Here is a 635-nt window from a genome sequence, read left to right on the forward strand (position 1 = left end):
TGTGTGTTGTGCTTGGGGTTGTTTGGGGAATGACCCTACGTGAGGCAAAGAATAAGAAAAGGGCGTACCGCAAAGTACGCCCTTTTTGATCTTGTGTGAGTCTCGTGTGAGAAAACGCTATACACCGCTGACTTATAGCGCTTCACCAAACACTAGAAAGCAAAGCTGTTCGTATTCTTCTGTGTTGCCAGCAAACAAGTGCTCAACAATTTGAGATTCCTTTTTCCCAGACAACTTCATTTTTCTTGCTTCGCGCAGCGTAAGCACCAAACAAAGCTCTCTCGAAATGCGAGCTTCGCATCCTGGCTTCCACTGATTGATTGCTTGGCTGAGTGCCGAGTTTGATAGATTTGGTGAAATCGCCAGTACTTCGTGTTTAACCACAGCGAGCAAATCTAACTGGATATCAGAACGAGTTTCCGTCTTCGCCAACTTTTCAATTAAGGCTTTCAGCAAAATTGATGGTTTGATAAAACCGGCCTGTTGAGCAAATGCATCATTCAAACGCACAGAAAAATCACAACGATGGACATGAGTGTTAGGTAAAAAAGTGAGTGAGCTCAAACATCCTTGAGGAATCCAAAAATACTGGCCGGGTTCAATGGCATACTCTTGCTTACCCAATTTGATGATCG

General features: G+C 43.9%; 1 protein-coding gene. It reads right to left on the reverse strand.

The features are described 5' to 3' along the window. Positions 1–132 precede the first annotated feature (132 nt). Positions 133–635 (reverse strand): AraC family transcriptional regulator (locus tag R8N49_RS28140; protein ID WP_318190573.1); only part of this gene is annotated, 503 nt, incomplete at its 5' end.

The organism is Vibrio sp. 1978, from assembly GCF_033344345.1.